The organism is Paraburkholderia caribensis, assembly GCF_002902945.1.
Lineage (GTDB): Bacteria > Pseudomonadota > Gammaproteobacteria > Burkholderiales > Burkholderiaceae > Paraburkholderia > Paraburkholderia caribensis.
The window spans coordinates 2,617,445-2,633,680 of sequence record NZ_CP026102.1 but is presented as its reverse complement, the minus strand read 5'-3'; the positions used below and the strand labels follow the sequence as shown (position 1 = coordinate 2,633,680).

Below are 16,236 nucleotides of genomic sequence, written 5' to 3'. Positions count from 1 at the left end.
ACTACCGCTTCGCTGTCTGATCGGCCGACGTCCCCGGTGCCATCCCACCCAGCGCCTGAAATAGCGCCGCCGTATCCACGAGACGATCGGCCTGCGCGCGCGTCCTGTCGAGCGCGGTCTGCAACGCCTCGCGCTGCGTATCGATCAGGCTGAACTGACTGACGCCGCCCGCCGCATACTGCGCTTGCGCGATCGTCACGCTTGCTTGCGCTTCCGACGCCGCGTCATCGCGAGCCTGCAATTCGCGCGCGTCATCATTCAATGCGTGCAGCGTATCGGCGACTTGCTGAAGCGCCTGCAATACCGTCTGCCGATACGACGCGAACGCCGCATCATAGGCAGCCTGCGCAGCGCGCTTCTTCGCGCGCAGTTCGCCGCCGTGAAAGATCGGCTGCGTCAGATTCAGACCGAGGTTCCAGACGTTCAGGCTGTTGACGACATCTTCGATGCGCGTGCGCTCCGAGCCGATTCCCGCCGACACGCTGAACTGCGGATACAGGTTCGCCGTCGCGACGCCGACGTTCGCGCTCGCCCGATGCAACAGCGCCTCCGATGCGCGAATGTCGGGCCGCTCGCGCGCGAGTGTCGACGGCAGCGTGACGGGCACGGTGTCGGGCAGATGCAGTGCATCGAGCGTGATGTCGTTGAAGTCGGCTTGCGACGGCGCGATGCCGAGCAGAATTGCAAGCTGATGGTCGGCTTGCGCGAGTTGCGTCGTCAGCGGCGGAATTTGCGCGCGCGTCTGCGCGAGGAGCGTGCGCTGCGTGCGCACATCGAGTTGCGCGACGCCGCCCGCCGCGTAGCGTCCTTCGACGATCGTCAGTTGATGCGCCTGTGCGTCCGCGAGTTGCTGTGTCAGCGCGAGCTGCTGTTGCAGCGACGCGCGCCGGATCGCCGTCGACACCACATTGCCCGCCAGCGACAGGCGCGCGGCATCGAGCTCGTAGGTCTGGTAATCGGTTTGCGCGAGCAAGGCTTCGAGCGCGCGCCGGTTGCCGCCGAAAACATCGAGCGCATACGACACGCTCACCGACGCATTGAACAGCGTGAACGGCCCCGGGTTCGGCACGTTCGGAATGCCGAACGCGGCGGGGTTCACCTTTTGCCGCGTGCCGGACAGCTTGGCATCGATGGCGGGAAACTCGGTCGCGCCGGCTTGCGCGATGTAGTTCTCGCGCGCCTCGACGAGTTTCGCGCGTGCTTCGTCGAGTGTCGGGCTGTGTTGCAGCGCCGTGTCGACGAGACGGTTCAGCGCGTCGGAGCGAAACTGCGTCCACCATGCGGGCAGCGCGGCGCTTGCGGCGACGAGCGTTTGCGTGACGCCTGCGGCCTGCGTCGCGGCGGGCAGCGCTTCCCGCGTGTAGGACGGCGCATCGGGTGCGGCGGGCGAGTGAAAGTCAGGGCCGACGGCGCAGCCGCACAGCGCGAGCGCGGACAACAGCAGGGAGTGGTTCATCGTCGAGCCTCCTAATCCAGCGTGCGCCGATAGAAGCGCACGGCAATGGCTAACACGACGGCGGTGAAGATCGCGACGGGCCACACCGACGGCCACAGTTCGACCCAGCCATTGCCTTTGAGCAGAATGCCGCGCACGAGCCGGTTGAAGTACGTGAGCGGCAGCAGATTGCCGATCCATTGCGCCCACACGGGCATGCCCGCGAACGGAAACATGAAGCCCGACAGCAGCAGGCTCGGCAGAAAGTAGAAGATGGTGAGCTGCATTGCCTGCAACTGGTTCTGCGCAATCGACGACAACGTAATGCCGACCGTCAGGTTCGCCGCGATGAAGAGCAGCGCAGCGACATACAGCGCGATCAGACTGCCGACGAACGGCACATTGAATACATAGCGCGCCGCCGCCAGAATGATCGACGACTGCACGAGCCCGATCGCGATATACGGCACCAGCTTGCCCGCGATCACCTCGATTGGCAGCACGGGGGTGGCGAGCAGGTTTTCCATCGTGCCGCGCTCGCGTTCGCGGGTCATCGCGAGGCCCGTCATCATGACCATCGTCAGCGTGAGGATCGTGCCCATCAGGCCCGGCACGACGTTGTATTGGGTGATGCCTTCGGGGTTGTACAGCTTGTGGATCTGCACCTCGAACGCGGCGGGCGCGCCGTTCAGATGCTTGAGCGGCCCGGTGATGTCCTTGTCCGCCACCGCTTGCACGAGGCCGGGCAGCGCGGCGAGCGGTGCCTGCGTCGCGGTCGGATCGGTGGCGTCGGCTTCGACCAGCAGCGCGGGCCGTTCGCCGCGCAAGAGCCGCCGCGAAAAATCGACGGGAATCGACACGACGAAGGTCACGTCGCCGCGCGCCAGCGCCTCGCGGGCCGCGTTGTCGTCGGGCAGCGTGTCGACGATATGAAAATAGTCCGAGTTCTTCATCGCCGCGACGAAGCTGCGCGAGAACTGGCTCTGCTCGCTGATGACGACGGCCGTGCGCAGATGCTTCGGGTCAGTATTGATCGCGAAGCCGAACAGCGCAAGCTGAAGAATCGGCAGACCGACGATCATGCCGAACGTGATGCGATCGCGCCGCAACTGGATGAACTCCTTGAGGACGATGCCCCACCAGCGCGTCACGGAGAATAGACGACTCACGATGGCTTTCCGTAGTTGTCGGCCGAGCGGCTCATCATGTAGATGAAGACGTCCTCGAGGCCGGTTTCGATCGGCTCGATTCGCACGGGCAGGCCGGACGTGACCTGTCTGATCGCCTTTTCGAGCGCGTGGTGATCGTGGCCGCTCGCGTGCAGCGCGGAGCCGAATACGACGGTCTGATCGACGCCCGGCGTCTTGCGCAACTGTTCGGACAGTTGCGTCAGATGCTCGCCGTGAATGGACCATGTGGCGAGCGCCTGCGACTCGATCACCTGTTGCGCGGTGCCTTGCGCCAGCAGCTTGCCGTACGCGATGTACGCGAGCTTGTGGCAGCGCTCCGCTTCGTCCATGTAGTGCGTGCTGACCAGCACCGAAATGCCTTGCGCGGCGAGCCGGTGCAGCTCTTCCCAGAAGTCGCGGCGCGCCGTGGGATCGACGCCCGCAGTCGGCTCGTCGAGCAGCAGCAGCTTCGGCTCGTGCAGCATGCACGCGGCAAGCGCGAGCCGCTGCTTCCAGCCGCCCGACAGCGCGCCCGTCAACTGGTCGGCGCGCGTCTGCAAGCCGAGCGTTTCGAGCGCGCGATCCACCTTTTCCTTGCGGTCGCGCATCTGATAGATGCGCGCGACGAAATCGAGATTCTCGCGGATCGTCATGTCTTCCCAGTACGAGAAGCGCTGCGTCATGTAGCCGACGTTGCGCTTGATCTGCGCGCTGTCACGCACGATGTCGTAGCCGAGGCACGTGCCGCTGCCGGAATCGGGCGTGAGCAGGCCGCACATCAGGCGGATCGACGTCGTCTTACCGCTGCCGTTCGGGCCGAGAAAGCCGAAAATCTCGCCATGCGCGACCTGCAGCGTGACGTCGTTGACGACGTGCTTGTCGCCGAAATGCTTGTTGAGGTTGTGCACGTCGATGGCAAGCGAACCTTGCGCCGGATTGTGCCCGCCGTTCTGCGTGCTCATCGCAAGGTCACCGAAACAGGCTGGCCGGGATGCAGGCGCGGCGCGTCGCCGACGGAAGGATGCGCTTCGACCATGAAGACGAGCTTCGCGCGGCTCTCGTTGCTATAAATGACGGGTGGCGTGTATTCCGCCGAGTTCGACACGTAGGTGATCTTCGCCTCGATAGCCGACGCGCAGCCGTCGCAATGGACCGTCAGCGCGCGGCCGGGGGCGAGCGCGCCGACCACGGTCTCGGGCACGAAGAAGCGCACCTTCACGTTTTGCGGCGGCAGCATCTGCACGACGGGGCTACCCGCCTGCACCCATTCGCCGACGCGGTACAGCGTGTCGTAGACGCGGCCCCTGGCGGGCGCGTTCACGCGCTTCTGGTCGAGCTTCCATTGCGCCTGCGCCACGGCTGCCTGCGCTGCTTCGACCTGCGCGGTCTGCGCGAGCAGTTGCTGCGAACGGCCGGGCAGACGCGCGACCTGGACTTCGTGCGTCAACTCGCGTACCTGCGCATTGGCGGCATCGGCGGCGGCGCGCGTGTCGTCGAGTTGTCCCTTCGGAATGCCGCCCGCGCGATACTGCGCTTCGTCGCGCGTCAATTGCAGCGCGGCCTTGCGCGCGTTCGCCACGGCCTGCGCGAGCTGCGCCCTCGTCACGTCGATTTCCGGCGGGCGCTTGCCTGTCTGGATGTCCGCCAGCTGCGCGCGGGCGGCGGCGAGCTGTTGTTGCGCCTGTTGCAGCGCGGCCGTTTCGTCGACGGATTCGAGCGCGAAAACGGGTGCATTCGCCGTGAGCTGATCGCCGCGCACGACGTCGAGTTGCGTCAGCTTGCCCGATTGCGACGAGCCGAGATACACGAATTCGCCTTCGACGTAGCCTTGCCACGTATTGTCGGCGCGATGCGAGCACGCGCCGAGCACGCCGCATGCAAGGAGCGCGGCAACAATCCGTACGGCGCGCGCCGATGAAGGTGAATGCTTCATGAACTGGACCTCGTGGATGGGCGGCGCGTCGCATTGGCCGTTTTTTTCGCAGCCGGCCTGCGCGCGGCGCGTTCCGCTGGCGGATTCATGCCGCCGAGCAGCAGGGCCGTGACGTGCCGCTGCAACGTCTCACGTTCGATAGCCGGAAAGCCGCGAATGCTCTGCCACATCCTGGCGGCCGCTTGCGGCAGCATTACCAGCGCGAAGAGCGAGTTGAACATCAACAGCGCATCGAGCTCCGGATTCACTGCGCCTGCGTGTTGCGCTTCCTTGATACGGGCGCCGAACCGCTTGATGTTGTCGAACGGAATGCGCGTGACCATGCGCTCGCGCAGCATCCCGCCTTCGTTGACGACCTCGCGCAGCCAGAGCGGCGGCAGCCACGGCATGCGTCCCGTCACGTCGAACAGCCGCTTGACGAACTCGGCCACCATCACGAACGGATCGTCGCTCGAATCCTCTCCGGCGGCGCTCCAGACAAAACCGACGGACGGCGCGAGCCGCTCCTCGACGATCGCGTCGAGCAGCATCTCGCGATTCGTGAAGTAGTAGTGGACGAGCGCGGACGTGACTTCCGCGGCGGCGGCGATCTGCGCGACGGTGGTGGCCGAGATGCCGCGTTCGGAGAAAAGGCGCGTGGCGGTATCGAGCAGATGCTCGCGCACGTCGAAGTTCTCCACCACGGGCCGGCGACCGCGCGGTTTGGCCGGTTGACGTTTGGTGTTCATGGGTTGCCAGCTTAATTGACGAGTTAGTTAAATTCAACCGGGTTTACCTCGATTGGGGGTAACTTGCCCCGCGCCGAAGGTTGCAAGTCAGGCGCACGGAGACCTCGTCGCACACTTAGCCAGCAGAAGCGGGTTTTCGCCCGCTGGATATCCCCTTTTATGCCGCCGGCACTATCGGAAATTGAATAACAAATAAACTCGAAAAAAAGCGGCGAGAAAGATATGGAATGCAGAATATTCCACAGAATAAAGGCGTCGATAATGACTTAGAATAATCGCCGCAGAAACGCGTGTGGTAATAAGCACGCCATATGAGCAGCGCGACAGCACGTGAATCAAAAGAGAAACTGGAGAACGGCAGTTGGCTTCTATATTAATAGTGGACGATCACCCAGCGTTTCGGCTGGTTATCAAGACGCATCTGCTGCAATTGCTCGGTACGCAGGAAGTATTTGAAGCAGACAACGGCCAGTCCGCAATGGAAATGGCGCGCCAATTCGCGCCCGACCTTACCATTCTCGATCTGGATATTCCGCGCATAAATGGCCTCGATGTACTTTCACGTCTGAAAACTGCACATCCGTCCATGCGTGTACTGATCCTGTCGAGCCACGATGCGTCGACTTTCGTGTCCCGCGCCATGCGCGCGGGTGCGCAAGGCTTCGTCAGCAAGGCGCAGGACGTGAAGGAGATCATGCGCAGTGTCGAGGCCGTCATGTCGGGCTACAGCGTATTTCCCGTCGCGCCGTCCGCGAGCATTGGCGCGGCGGCGCAGGGCGTCGTCGAGGAGCGCAAACTCGAATTGCTTTCCGACAAGGAACTGGTGATCCTGCAAATGCTCGCCAAAGGCATGTCCAACAAGACGATCGGCGACGCGCTTTTCATCAGCAACAAGACGGTCAGCAGTCACAAGACACGGTTGATGACCAAGGTGGGCGTCGCAACGCTCGTCGATCTGGTCGATTTCGCGCGGCGCTGCGGTATCGCCGCCGCCCGGCAATGACGGCGGCATGCTGGCGCCGCGTGTTCGGCGGCGCGGCGGACATGCGTGTGCTGCAACAACGAATCGATGCGCTCGCCCTCGGCGATCGCACTGTTGCGCGCGACGTGACGAGCGCGCTCATTGAAACGAACCGCGCAACGCTTCTCTACATGTCGGCGGCTCGTCGCAGCGAATCATGGAACGAATTGGGTCACGCCGCGCATCGTCTGGCGGGTTCGTTGCGAATGTTGCAATGCAGGCGGGAAACCGCGCTGGCGCTGCGATTGGAGCGTGCCGCGCTGGAGCATGACGCGCTGACGGCCGTCGCGTTGCTCTCGGGCGTGACGCAAGCCATCACTGCCTTGAACGAGAAGCTCGACGCGCTGCTCGGCTGACAGCCGGACGGGCGCACGGTGTGCCGCTGTATCTATCGGCGGCTTTGCGGCAATTAATACTTACTAGCGCCGAAGCAGGCATTTTCTTCTGCCACGACGAATCCGCACTCTATACTGGTCAATAGCGTGTCTGAGCAGCCTTCCCCGGGGCTACATCGACCAGCCGCGCTAACCGCGCACGGTTCTCAGATCGTCTCCATCGTGTCTCGCGGTATTTGGGCCCGCGTTCTGCGGGCTTTTTGTCGTTATGGGCGTGCCGTGTCGCGGTCCGAATCTTCGCCGCGAACCGTGATCATCGAGCTCCGTCATCAGCGTTCTCATCCTTGCGACGAGTCCGTCGAACAACACACTGTCGACAGGTTCCCGCGCGTCGCTCGCCCGCTGCAGCGCGCTCATCAGGCCGCGATTTCCGACCACCCCGAGCGCGCCTGCGAGCTTATGCAGCATGCCGCGGACGCCTTGCTCGTCGCCCGCTGCGCGGCGCTCCTCCAGATGCATGAGGTCGTTTTCCATCGACTGCTGCCAGTCGCGCAACAGGCCGCCGACGTCCACGCCTTGCGCGGCGAGCGAATCGAGCACGGTGAAGTCGTACCGCTCGAGACGCGCCGCGCGATGCTCTGACCTGGCGGGAAGCAGACGTCTGAGGGCGGAGTCGAGCGCGCTCAATCCAGCCGTCTTGACGAGCGTCGCGCCGAACAATGCGCGCTCCATGTCGGTCATTTTCGCGTCGGCGTTCGCCGACAGCAGGATCATCGGCACGGCATATTCCGAACCGCCAGACGACGCGCGAACGTGACGGGCGAGTTCTATGCCGCTCATGCCGGGCATCTGCAGGTCGGTGACGAGCAGATCGACGGTTTCGCGGCTCAGCACCTCGAGTGCTTCGTCGCCGGAGCTGGCGACGAGGCAGCGATATCCGAGCACGTCGAGCTGCCGGGCGAGCACTTTGCGATTGACCTCGTTGTCGTCGGTGACGAGGATCGTGGGTTGTCCCGATGCCGGACGGGTGGGCGCCTGGACAGGCTCGGGACGCACGGCAGGCGCGTCGCCGCGGTTGCCGCAGATGCGCCTGAGCGCCGTCCACGACAATGGATTGACCGACAACCCGGTCACGCCGCCGCGTTCGCGCATGCCGCCAGGCAAAGCGTCGCGCGTGACGGCGATGGTGCGCTTCTCGCCATGCAGCGACGGCGGCTGCCCGATTTCGGCAAAGCGAAAGTCGATGCGCACGGGCGGCGGCACATCGGACGGCAGCGTCGTGATGCCCAGCTTTTTCAGCAGTTCGCAAATCGCCACGCGATCTTCATACGCAGCGACGTCGACGACGGCAAAGCGACGTTCGTGCTCCGGCACGGGCCAGTCGTGACGCTCGATCGTGAACGGCGCATGCAGCGCGACGCAGACGCCAACGCTCTTGCCTTCGAGGATCGTGATGTCGCCGCCCATTTTTCGCGCGATCACGCGGGCTAGCACGAGGTCCGGATGCTCGCGCACGTCAGCAGGTTCTTCCATCGCCTGATGCGCGCGCGCGTGCGTGTCGTTCGCCGCCGATGCCGCGCCGCTGATGCCGATCACGATCCGCTGGGCGCCTGCGTTCAGCGACTCCGCGCGCGCGGCGAGCGTGACGACGCCCGCGCCTGCCGTTTCGATTGCGTAGGCAAGCAGGTTGTGCACGAGCTGGCCGAGCCGCGCGCGGTCGGCGAGCACGCACGCAGCAACCGATCGGTCGATACACGCTTGCAGCCGCGATGGCTTGCGTGCCGCGACCGGCGCGACGAGCAGCGCGACCCCGTCGATCAGTTCGCGCAGATCGACGGGGTCTTCATCGAAGACGATATCGCGATCGGCGGGAGGCATGTCGTCGAGCAAGTCCTGCGCGACGAGCGCGAGCGTTTCGGCGGCGCACCGAAGCGCACCGGCTCCGACGTTCGCCAGGCCTGCATCGGGATCGAGACGCTCGCACAGTGCCTGTACGCACGGCACGATCCGGTGCCGCGCCAGTCGCAACGTAGCGAGGTGTTCTTCGAGTGCCGCCGCGCGCGCGGCCTGAGTGGCTTCGTCCAGCGAGCGGGCGGATTGCGCCGCGTGCGCCGCGTTGTCACGGTGCGCCGCGCGCAGCGACGCGTCCAGAGCTTCGATATCGAGCTTCAGTACGCGCCGGTCCTCTTCGCCCCGTATGGCGGCGCGCACGCTGCGCGCCAGCAGAAGCAACACCGCCGCCGTGCCGCCCGCAAGCGGTTCGTGCCACGCGGCAAGCGAGCCGAACAGCACAAGTGCCCCGATTGGCGCGCGCCAGCCAAACGCGCGGGCGAGCGACGATGCGATGCCAGACGGACGCAGGTTCATGCCGGCGCGTCAATCGATCAGCTTGTTCAGCGTCGCAAACTCGATCAACGCGGCCAGCGAAGACAGCCCCAGCTTTTCGCACAGCCGCGTCTTGTACGTGCTGACTGTCTTGTCGCTGAGGAACAGGCGGCTCGCGATTTCCTTGTTGCTGATGCCGCGTGCGAGATACTGCAGCACTTCCATCTCACGCGGCGACAGCACATCGAGGCCGCCCGCCTTGCCCGTATGCGGCGCTTGCGCGGGAAAGCAGTCGAAACCGAGCAGCACCGTGCGTGCCGCCGTCAACATTTCCGTCAGTTCACGGCCCTTGCTCACGTAGCCGTTCGCGCCCGCTTGCTGCGTGTGCAGCGACATCACGTGATCCGGTTTTCCGATTGCGATGAAGTTCATGCAGGAGGGCTTGCTGTGAGTCATGCGCGGCTGGTTCATCGCGGTGAGCCGACTCGTATCGTCGTCGAAGTCGCCGATAGGTCGATCGAGCGGATGCGCGGATTGCTCGGGCGCTCCCGGCTCGATGATGATCGCGCGCTGTGGCTCGAACCGTGCAATGCCGTGCATACGTTCGGTATGCGCTTTCCGATCGACGTGCTGTTTATCGACAGGCGTGGAGGCGTGCTGTCGATTCATAGAAATGTTGGCCGTGGGCGTGTGCTGTTTTGTTGGCGTGCGCGAGCGGCGCTGGAGTTGTGCGCGGATGCGGCGCAGGCGTTGCGTATCGAAGTCGGCGACAAGCTTGAATGGAGGGCTTCGACGTGAAGCGACGGCGTATGAGCAAACGCCGGATGACGGGGCAAGGGATGACGGAGTTTCTCGTCGTCGCGCCGCTGTTGCTGTTCTTCGGCTTCGTGACCGTGCAGTTCGTGCTGCTGTATCAGGCGAAATCGACCCTCGATGTCGCCGTGCTCGAAGCCGCGCGCGAAGGGTCCGTTAATCACGGATCGATGGATGCGATGCAAGCGGGACTTGCGCGTGGACTTGCGCCCTTGTACGCGCGGAGTGCCGATGCAGCGGGCGTGCAGTCGGCGCTGCTTGCCGCGCGGCGTGCCGTGGGCGAGGCGGCATCGATTGAGATCGTCAGTCCGACGCCGGCGATGATGCGCGACTTCGCGCGTCCGCGTGTTTATCCCGCTGAAGGCGCCGCGCATGATGAAATTCCCAATGACATGCTGATGTATCGCGACATCGAACACGGTGCGGAATCGGATGTGAATGTGCAGGACGCTAATGTGCTGAAGCTGCGCGTGCACTATTGCTTTGATCTGATCGTGCCCGTTGCGAACAAGGTGCTGTACTACGCGACGAATGTGATCGGCGATATTGCGGCGAACGGTGTGTTTTCGCGTGAGCCTGCGCAGGCGAATGTCGATGCGTATGGCTCGCCTAAGCGGGCTGATCGTTTGTGCAGGACGACGCTTGTCGATGGTTGGCAGAGCCAGCGTTGGCCCGTCGCGCTGGAATCCGAGGCGCTTGTGCGGATGCAGTCGCCGTTTCGCATGGATGCGGCCAACGAAGTGCATGCGACGGCGGGACATTGATGCGCGGCCTCATCTGTCTCGTGGCAGTGGTGTGCATTGCCAGCGATGCGCACGGTGCCGGGCGTGCGGAGATGATGATCGGCGGGTTGAAGGGCGTCGATGCGGATGCGGGTGTCGCTGCCGTTTCGGATCAGCCGGTGATCGTCGAGTTCGGTGTGCCATTGGAGGCTCGGCACGCGCGTTCGAAAGTTCTCGCGTGGACGGCGCTGGTTGATGATGTTGCGAAGCATAGTGGTGTCGATAGAGCGCTGCTGATGGCTGTCATCGATGTCGAGTCGGGAGGTGATCCATTTGCGGTGTCGTCGAAGGGCGCAAGAGGGTTGATGCAGTTGATGCCGCAAACCGGCGCGCAGCAAGGCGCGGGCGATTTGTTTGATCCTTACCAGAATGTAGTCGCAGGTACGCGCTTGCTCGATACGCTGCTTGCGACGTTCGGTGATGTGCCGCTGGCGCTCGCAGCGTATAACGCGGGGGAAGGGGCGGTGCGTAAGTTCGGCGGTACGGTTCCGCCGTATGCGGAAACGCAGAAGTATGTGCGGCGGGTGATGGAGCGGGCGGTGGTTTATCGGCGATGAAGGGCAGCGATGGAAACGGGGTATCCGTATGCCGCAGTTGATTTGTCATTGTGCGCATAGCGGAGCCAGCCCGATGCGACCTGTCGCGTCGGCTCGGCGCCAGCGCGACATTCTGCCAGCGCATCTAAAGCCAACCACGAATGACACGTTGAACTGAACACTGGCGTTACGGAAGCGGCGAGCGCGCGCGGTAGACGTTCTCGCAGAATCCAGCACTCGCCCCCAGCTTCCGCGATAAATCAGCGGCCGCGTCCAGTTGCGGTCGGTCCAGTTCGCCCGACGCGTGTGCGGCGCTCAGCCGGGAGGCAGGGCCCGAAAGCGTGAGTGCCGCCATGAACTTGTCGCCCGCGCCAAAAACCGGAACGGCGAATGCGGCCGTGTGCACGTCGCGCGCGCCCGCCGTGAAGACCGGCAGCGCAGGCGGTTTGTCGTATATCGGCTCGCCAAGGCCCCAGAAACGGATCACCTGGCTGATAGCCGTGTCGTCGAGCGGCAGTGTCGTTCCCGCGAGCCGCGTTTCGCGCAGACCTTCGGACGGCTCGACGCGAAACAGGCAAAGCCGCTGACCTTTGTCGTGAACGTAGTACGATGCGCTTTCTTTCGTCAGCGCCGCCAGCGCATGCAGCGCCGGTTCCACGACTGTGGATAGATGGAACGACTGCTCGTACAGCTTGCCCAGGTAAAGCACGCGATGCCCGAGCGAGTAGTTGCCGGATTGCGCGCGCACGACATAACCCATTCGCTCCAGCGAGTTCATCAGTCGATAAACCGTCGTCTTGTGCATACCGGACGCTTGCGACAGCATCGCGAGCGACTGCGACTCAGCCCCCGGCTTGAAGCAATCCAGCAGCGATAGCGCTTTTTCGACTGCCACAACTCCCTCATTTCCCATCCCCGCCTCCCGTCGTTCGTTCGGCATCATTGTACACAGTAAAACGGTGGTTTACACCGTAAAAGGGTAAACGCTAGTGGCCGCACGTGTTCCCGATGGCTATAGTGATTTCACACCGTACACTATGGTTGTACACAGTAAAACTCTCGAACTGAGGTGAAATCCATGAGCACTGCGTCCGCAGGTACTTCCGCCATCAATCGCAACGTTGAACGCGTGTCGCCGGAACTGGTTGAGGCAGCCGCCCGATATCAGGCTGCCATCCTCGCCGACGTTGCGGGCCGTCGCGGCACGCTACATGGCCGGGTCAAGCCGCTGTCTCCGAAAATGAAAGTCGCAGGTCCCGCCGTTACGGTCGAAGTTCGTCCCGGCGACAACCTCGCCATCCACGCCGCGCTTTCGATCGCGAAGCCGGGCGACGTGATCGTCGTCGACGGGAAGGGCGATCTTTCCTGCGCGCTGATCGGCGAGATCATGGCGACCCAGGCGAAGGCAAGCGGCATCGCCGGGATCATCATCGACGGCGCCGTGCGCGACGCGCACGAGCTTGCCAACGGCGACTATCCGATCTTCGCGGCGGGTCTCAATCCCTGCGGCCCAACCAAAAGCGTCGCGGGCCTCGTGAACGCGCCGATTTCGGCCGGCGACACGGCCATCAACCCCGGCGATCTGATCGTCGGCGACACGGACGGCGTGGTCGTCATTCCGCGCAACGATGTCGCGCGCATCATCGAACTCGCGCAGAAAAAGCTCGACATGGAGACGGCGCGTATTGCGGCGATCCACAAGGGTGACGTGCGGCCGGGATGGATCGAGAAGGAACTGCGCGCGGTCGGCATGCTGGCGGAAGGCGAGGCACTGTGATGCAAACGGCTTCGCATAAACCCGTCGTCCTCGTGACAGCCGCGGATCTCGCGCCGCAAGCGCTCGACATGCTCACCCAGTTCGAGGTCGTGTTCGCGGGCAAGCAGCCTACGGAAGACGACATCGTCGCGCTGTGCGCCGCGCACAAGCCGGTCGCGATCATCGTTCGATACGGCAAGGTCAACGCCCGCATCATGGATGCCGCCGAAAACCTGCAGGTTATTTCGAAGCACGGCAGCGGCATCGACGTGATCGATCAGGCAGCCGCGGCCGCGCGCGGTATCGCGGTGCGCGCAGCCGTCGGCGCCAACGCCGCGGCCGTGGCCGAGCACGCCTGGGCGTTGATTCTCGCGTGTGCCAAATCGGTGCCGCAACTGGATGCGCGCATGCGCGCGGGTCACTGGGATAAATCCACGCACAAGTCCGTTGAACTGGATGGAAGCACGCTCGGCCTGGTCGGATTGGGCGCGATCGGCCGACGCGTGGCGGCGATCGGCGCTGCGTTCGGCATGAACGTGCTTGCGTTTGATCCGTACGCGAAAGAAGTGCCAGCTGGCGTAAAGCTCGTCGCACTCGACGACCTGTACGCCGCATCGGACGTCATCTCGTTGCATTGTCCACTGACGGCCGAGAACCGGCAGATGCTCAACCGCGACACGTTCGCGCGTTTCAAGCGCGGTGCGATTCTCGTCAACACGGCGCGTGGCGGTCTGATCGACGAAGCCGCGCTCGCCGACGCACTCGCAAGCGGCCAGTTGCGCTCGGCCGGTCTCGACAGCTTCGACGTCGAACCGATGACGAATCCGCATCCGTTCCAGCAGATCGCAAACGCGATCCTGTCGCCGCACATCGGCGGCGTGAGCGATGCCGCATACGTGAACATGGGCAAGGGCGCTGCCGCCAATGTTCTTGCCGTCATCGACGAACGCGCCCGCAACGCAGCCTGACGTTCGCACGAGAAGGTCCACCATGTTCTATCTCATCTCGCCCGAAGTACGCACAGCCGAAGTCTTCACGCGTATGCCGGACAAATTCCGCAAACCCGATGTGCAGACCGATTGGGCACGCGCGAATCGCGGCGGCCTCGCTACGGATTCCTTCCTCGAAGGCCCGGTGTGGGATCCGGAAGGCTATCTGTTCGTGACCGACATCCCGCACGGCCGCGTTTTCAGGATTTCGCCTTCGGGCGAGTGGGAACTCGTCGTGCAATACGACGGCGAGCCGAACGGCATGAAGCGTTACGACGAAGCGCGTCTGCTCATCACCGACTATCGAAATGGTCTGATGCTGCTCGACATCGCTAGTGGCGAAGTGCGCCCGCTTCTCGAGCGGCGCAATTCCGAGCGCTTCAGAGGCGTGAACGATCTCACGTTCGATTCGAACGGCAACCTGTATTTCACCGATCAGGGCCAAACCGGTCTGCACGATCCGACCGGCCGCGTGTACCGGCTGTCGGTGGACGGCAAGCTCGACATGCTGCTCGGCAATTGCCCGAGCCCCAACGGACTCGTGCTGTCGCCCGACGAGAAGGTCCTGTTCGTCGGCATGACGCGCGGGAACTGCGTGTGGCGCGTGCCGCTTCAGGCCGATGGTTCCGTCAGCAAGGTCGGGCAGTTCTTCACCTCCTACGGTCCGAGCGGTCCGGACGGTCTGACCATCGATACCGAAGGTCGGCTCTTCGTCGCGAACCCGGGGCTCGGTCGTGCGTGGGTGCTGAACCATCGTGCCGAACCCGTCGAGATCCTGACGAGCCCCGCAGGCGCTTCGCTCACGAACCTCTGCTTCGGCGGCCCAGAGATGAAGACGCTCTTCATGACCGAATCTGTTTCTGGGACGGTTCTTAAAGCCGATATGACGATTGCCGGTCCATTGCCCAACAGGGCGAAGCAGGCCGTCTGAGGCGCGGCGGGCGCTGCGCCCGCCAACTATCGATACATCGCGCCGACAGCAGCGCGTTGGAGGAGGCAAGCATGACGATTTCGCACACCTTGAGCGCCGAGGGCGCCGCGCGGCGCGCTGACGCAGCACCCGTCCAGGGCATTGCGCACGAAGACTACGCAGCCAGCGAGCGCACGCTCGCCAAGGCGTTCCGGCGAATTTTGCCGTTCATTTTCATCTGCTACGTCATCAGCTACCTCGATCGGACGAACGTCGGGTTCGCCGCGCTTACGATGAACAAGGATCTCGGTCTGACAGCCGAGCAGTTCGGCTTCGGTGCGGGGCTGTTCTTCGTCGGCTATTTTCTCTTCGAGATTCCAAGCAACCTGATCATGCAGAAGGTTGGGGCGCGCGTGTGGATCGCGCGCATCATGATCACGTGGGGTCTCTTTTCGATGGCGACGGCGTTCGTCGTCGGCCCGAAGAGTTTCGCCGCCGCACGGTTCCTGCTCGGTCTCGCCGAAGCGGGCTTCACGCCCGGCATCTATCTGTATTTCACGCACTGGTTTCCGGGCAAGTGGCGCGCGAAGGTGACGGCTGCATTTCTCGTCGGCATTCCCGTGGCGAACATGATCGGTTCCCCCGTCTCGGGTGCCTTGCTCGAACTGGGCGGTCTGCACGGGCTGCGTAGCTGGCAGTGGTTGCTGCTGATCGAGGGCGTGCCGGCTGTGGTCCTTGGCATTGCCTGTCTGTTCGTGCTGGCCGACCGTCCCGAAAAGGCGAAGTGGCTGAGCGACGCAGAGAAGTCGTCGCTTGCGAAGCGTCTCGCGCTTGAACAGGGCGACATCGGCGCGCGTCACGGCAGCACGCTGCGCGATGCGATGACCAACTGGCGCGTGTTCGTGCTTGCGTTCGTCAATTTCTGCGGCATCGTCGGCTCGCTTGGCGTCGGTCTGTGGATGCCGCAAATCATCAAGCAGTTCGGCGTCGAGCACGCGGTCGTCGGCTGGCTCACGGCGATTCCGTATGCGATCGGCGCGGTCGGGATGGTCTGGTGGGCGCGCGTCGCCAATCGCGCGGAGAACCGCATTCCGTATGTGGCCGGCGCGCTGGTCGTGGCGGCCGTCGCGCTGTGCGCAAGTACGTTCGTCGACACGCCCGTGCTCAAGCTGATTGCACTCTGCTTCACGGTGAGCGGCATCCTCGCGTTTCAGGCGACGTACTGGGCTATTCCGTCGGGCTTCCTTACGGGCCGAGCCGCTGCCGGTGGCCTCGCGCTGATCGTCTCGGTGGGCAATCTCGGCGGCTTTGTCGGTCCGTCGATGATCGGCGCGCTCAAGCAGGTCTCAGGCGGCTTCACCGTGCCGTTGCTCGCCGTCTCAGGTGTGCTGCTGCTCGGTGCCTTGACCATCGCCTGGCTCGGTGATCCAGGCGCCGACGCAGGCGAGGCGCCTTTGGCAAACAAGGTGTGATCCACGCTCTCAAAACCAATCCATAAACACTT

Annotated in this window: 17 protein-coding genes; 9 read left to right on the top strand and 8 right to left on the bottom strand. The window is 63.8% G+C overall.

Going from position 1 to position 16,236, the window contains the following annotated elements; translation table 11 throughout:
* Window position 1 precedes the first annotated feature (1 nt).
* The 5 genes from C2L66_RS28415 to C2L66_RS28395 are packed head-to-tail and all read right to left on the bottom strand — an operon-like array spanning window position 2 to window position 5,265.
* Window positions 2–1,456 carry an efflux transporter outer membrane subunit gene (locus C2L66_RS28415; RefSeq protein ID WP_060604930.1) on the bottom strand — a complete coding sequence of 485 codons (1,455 nt, stop codon included), beginning with the start codon at window positions 1,454–1,456 and terminating at the stop codon, window positions 2–4.
* Between the two features lie 11 nt (window positions 1,457–1,467).
* Window positions 1,468–2,604 (bottom strand): ABC transporter permease, encoded by a 1,137-nt coding sequence (locus C2L66_RS28410; RefSeq protein WP_060604932.1) that lies wholly within the window; start codon window positions 2,602–2,604, stop codon window positions 1,468–1,470.
* Window positions 2,601–3,566 carry an ABC transporter ATP-binding protein gene (locus tag C2L66_RS28405; RefSeq protein WP_060604935.1) on the bottom strand — a complete coding sequence of 322 codons (966 nt, stop codon included), beginning with the start codon at window positions 3,564–3,566 and terminating at the stop codon, window positions 2,601–2,603. Before C2L66_RS28405 ends, C2L66_RS28410 begins: the two co-directional genes overlap by 4 nt.
* Window positions 3,563–4,537, bottom strand: a complete 975-nt coding sequence (locus tag C2L66_RS28400; protein ID WP_060604938.1) for an HlyD family secretion protein — start codon at window positions 4,535–4,537, stop codon at window positions 3,563–3,565. Before C2L66_RS28400 ends, C2L66_RS28405 begins: the two co-directional genes overlap by 4 nt.
* Entirely contained in the window at window positions 4,534–5,265 is a 732-nt protein-coding gene (locus C2L66_RS28395; RefSeq protein ID WP_060604941.1) for a TetR/AcrR family transcriptional regulator, read from the bottom strand. Before C2L66_RS28395 ends, C2L66_RS28400 begins: the two co-directional genes overlap by 4 nt.
* A 361-nt stretch (window positions 5,266–5,626) precedes the next feature.
* On the opposite strand from C2L66_RS28395, the gene C2L66_RS28390 reads away from it, so the two are divergent.
* Both C2L66_RS28390 and C2L66_RS28385 read left to right on the top strand, forming a co-directional pair.
* Window positions 5,627–6,268 carry a response regulator transcription factor gene (locus tag C2L66_RS28390; protein ID WP_054933414.1) on the top strand — a complete coding sequence of 214 codons (642 nt, stop codon included), beginning with the start codon at window positions 5,627–5,629 and terminating at the stop codon, window positions 6,266–6,268.
* Window positions 6,265–6,642 (top strand): Hpt domain-containing protein, encoded by a 378-nt coding sequence (locus C2L66_RS28385; protein WP_060604944.1) that lies wholly within the window; start codon window positions 6,265–6,267, stop codon window positions 6,640–6,642. The genes C2L66_RS28390 and C2L66_RS28385 overlap by 4 nt, the downstream gene beginning before the upstream one ends.
* A gap of 168 nt (window positions 6,643–6,810) precedes the next feature.
* On the opposite strand, the gene C2L66_RS28380 is transcribed toward C2L66_RS28385, so the two are convergent.
* Window positions 6,811–8,988, bottom strand: coding sequence for a response regulator (locus C2L66_RS28380; RefSeq protein WP_082670416.1), 2,178 nt, complete (start codon window positions 8,986–8,988; stop codon window positions 6,811–6,813).
* A 9-nt stretch (window positions 8,989–8,997) separates the two neighbouring features.
* Window positions 8,998–9,378 carry a response regulator transcription factor gene (locus C2L66_RS28375; RefSeq protein ID WP_233444987.1) on the bottom strand — a complete coding sequence of 127 codons (381 nt, stop codon included), beginning with the start codon at window positions 9,376–9,378 and terminating at the stop codon, window positions 8,998–9,000.
* A 15-nt stretch (window positions 9,379–9,393) separates the two neighbouring features.
* Between C2L66_RS28375 and C2L66_RS28370 the strand changes: the two genes are divergently transcribed.
* Genes C2L66_RS28370 through C2L66_RS28360 form a run of 3 tightly spaced genes read left to right on the top strand, consistent with a single transcriptional unit; the run spans window position 9,394 to window position 11,098 of the window.
* Window positions 9,394–9,744: a DUF192 domain-containing protein gene (locus C2L66_RS28370; protein WP_060604945.1), complete on the top strand. Its 351-nt coding sequence runs from the start codon at window positions 9,394–9,396 to the stop codon at window positions 9,742–9,744.
* Window positions 9,726–10,523, top strand: a complete 798-nt coding sequence (locus tag C2L66_RS28365) for a TadE family protein (protein WP_060604948.1) — start codon at window positions 9,726–9,728, stop codon at window positions 10,521–10,523. Before C2L66_RS28370 ends, C2L66_RS28365 begins: the two co-directional genes overlap by 19 nt.
* A complete protein-coding gene (locus C2L66_RS28360) occupies window positions 10,523–11,098 on the top strand; it encodes a lytic transglycosylase domain-containing protein (protein ID WP_225032790.1) in 576 nt (191 codons plus the stop codon). Before C2L66_RS28365 ends, C2L66_RS28360 begins: the two co-directional genes overlap by 1 nt.
* A gap of 166 nt (window positions 11,099–11,264) precedes the next feature.
* Here C2L66_RS28360 and C2L66_RS28355 read toward each other — a convergent pair whose 3' ends face one another.
* A complete protein-coding gene (locus tag C2L66_RS28355) occupies window positions 11,265–11,990 on the bottom strand; it encodes an IclR family transcriptional regulator (RefSeq protein WP_060607068.1) in 726 nt (241 codons plus the stop codon).
* Window positions 11,991–12,155: 165 nt separating this feature from the next.
* Here C2L66_RS28355 and C2L66_RS28350 point away from each other — a divergent pair, with 165 nt between their 5' ends.
* From C2L66_RS28350 to C2L66_RS28335, 4 genes are all read left to right on the top strand, one after another.
* Entirely contained in the window at window positions 12,156–12,854 is a 699-nt protein-coding gene (locus C2L66_RS28350) for an RraA family protein (protein WP_054933431.1), read from the top strand.
* On the top strand, window positions 12,854–13,801 hold the full coding sequence (locus C2L66_RS28345) for an NAD(P)-dependent oxidoreductase (protein WP_054933446.1): 948 nt from the start codon (window positions 12,854–12,856) through the stop codon (window positions 13,799–13,801). Before C2L66_RS28350 ends, C2L66_RS28345 begins: the two co-directional genes overlap by 1 nt.
* A gap of 22 nt (window positions 13,802–13,823) precedes the next feature.
* The gene (locus tag C2L66_RS28340; protein ID WP_060604951.1) at window positions 13,824–14,753 is read left to right on the top strand and encodes an SMP-30/gluconolactonase/LRE family protein; all 930 of its coding nucleotides are present in this window, start codon (window positions 13,824–13,826) and stop codon (window positions 14,751–14,753) included.
* A gap of 71 nt (window positions 14,754–14,824) precedes the next feature.
* Entirely contained in the window at window positions 14,825–16,204 is a 1,380-nt protein-coding gene (locus C2L66_RS28335) for an MFS transporter (protein ID WP_060604954.1), read from the top strand.
* Window positions 16,205–16,236 lie beyond the last annotated feature (32 nt).

Excerpts from the sequence above, each read along its gene's own strand:
- C2L66_RS28395 (WP_060604941.1), bottom strand. The coding sequence starts at position 5,265 with ATGAACACCAAACGTCAACCGGCCAAACCGCGCGGTCGCCGGCCCGTG.
- C2L66_RS28335 (WP_060604954.1), top strand. The coding sequence starts at position 14,825 with ATGACGATTTCGCACACCTTGAGCGCCGAGGGCGCCGCGCGGCGCGCT.
- C2L66_RS28355 (WP_060607068.1), bottom strand. The coding sequence starts at position 11,990 with ATGGGAAATGAGGGAGTTGTGGCAGTCGAAAAAGCGCTATCGCTGCTG.
- C2L66_RS28350 (WP_054933431.1), top strand. The coding sequence starts at position 12,156 with ATGAGCACTGCGTCCGCAGGTACTTCCGCCATCAATCGCAACGTTGAA.
- C2L66_RS28375 (WP_233444987.1), bottom strand. The coding sequence starts at position 9,378 with ATGAACTTCATCGCAATCGGAAAACCGGATCACGTGATGTCGCTGCAC.
- C2L66_RS28345 (WP_054933446.1), top strand. The coding sequence starts at position 12,854 with ATGCAAACGGCTTCGCATAAACCCGTCGTCCTCGTGACAGCCGCGGAT.
- C2L66_RS28340 (WP_060604951.1), top strand. The coding sequence starts at position 13,824 with ATGTTCTATCTCATCTCGCCCGAAGTACGCACAGCCGAAGTCTTCACG.
- C2L66_RS28405 (WP_060604935.1), bottom strand. The coding sequence starts at position 3,566 with ATGAGCACGCAGAACGGCGGGCACAATCCGGCGCAAGGTTCGCTTGCC.
- C2L66_RS28400 (WP_060604938.1), bottom strand. The coding sequence starts at position 4,537 with ATGAAGCATTCACCTTCATCGGCGCGCGCCGTACGGATTGTTGCCGCG.
- C2L66_RS28360 (WP_225032790.1), top strand. The coding sequence starts at position 10,523 with ATGCGCGGCCTCATCTGTCTCGTGGCAGTGGTGTGCATTGCCAGCGAT.
- C2L66_RS28365 (WP_060604948.1), top strand. The coding sequence starts at position 9,726 with ATGGAGGGCTTCGACGTGAAGCGACGGCGTATGAGCAAACGCCGGATG.
- C2L66_RS28385 (WP_060604944.1), top strand. The coding sequence starts at position 6,265 with ATGACGGCGGCATGCTGGCGCCGCGTGTTCGGCGGCGCGGCGGACATG.
- C2L66_RS28415 (WP_060604930.1), bottom strand. The coding sequence starts at position 1,456 with ATGAACCACTCCCTGCTGTTGTCCGCGCTCGCGCTGTGCGGCTGCGCC.
- C2L66_RS28380 (WP_082670416.1), bottom strand. The coding sequence starts at position 8,988 with ATGAACCTGCGTCCGTCTGGCATCGCATCGTCGCTCGCCCGCGCGTTT.